Annotated in this window: 1 rRNA gene; it reads right to left on the bottom strand. The window is 51.0% G+C overall.

Going from position 1 to position 531, the window contains the following annotated elements:
• Positions 1 to 531, bottom strand: a 16S ribosomal RNA gene (locus tag FB586_RS18915); the annotation flags it as partial.

Raw genomic sequence — 531 nt, 5'->3', positions numbered from 1 at the left:
TCAAGCCCGGGTAAGGTTCCTCGCGTATCATCGAATTAAACCACATGCTCCTCCGCTTGTGCGGGCCCCCGTCAATTCCTTTGAGTTTCACCCTTGCGGGCGTACTCCCCAGGTGGATAACTTAACGCTTTCGCTGGGACGCTGGCTGTCTATCGCCAACATCGAGTTATCATCGTTTAGGGCGTGGACTACCAGGGTATCTAATCCTGTTCGATCCCCACGCTTTCGTGCATCAGCGTCAATACCAGCTTAGTGAGCTGCCTTCGCAATCGGAGTTCTAAGACATATCTATGCATTTCACCGCTACTTGTCTTATTCCGCCCACTTCAAATGGATTCAAGCCCATCAGTATCAAAGGCACTGCGATGGTTGAGCCACCGTATTTCACCCCTGACTTAATAGGCCGCCTACGCACCCTTTAAACCCAATAAATCCGGATAACGCTCGGATCCTCCGTATTACCGCGGCTGCTGGCACGGAGTTAGCCGATCCTTATTCTTCCAGTACATTCAGCTAGATACACGTATCTAG

Source organism: Cellulomonas telluris (assembly GCF_004886325.1).
GTDB lineage: Bacteria > Actinomycetota > Actinomycetes > Actinomycetales > Cellulomonadaceae > Cellulomonas > Cellulomonas telluris.
The sequence above is the reverse complement of the archived record's forward strand: the minus strand, read 5'-3'. Positions and strand labels throughout refer to the sequence as shown.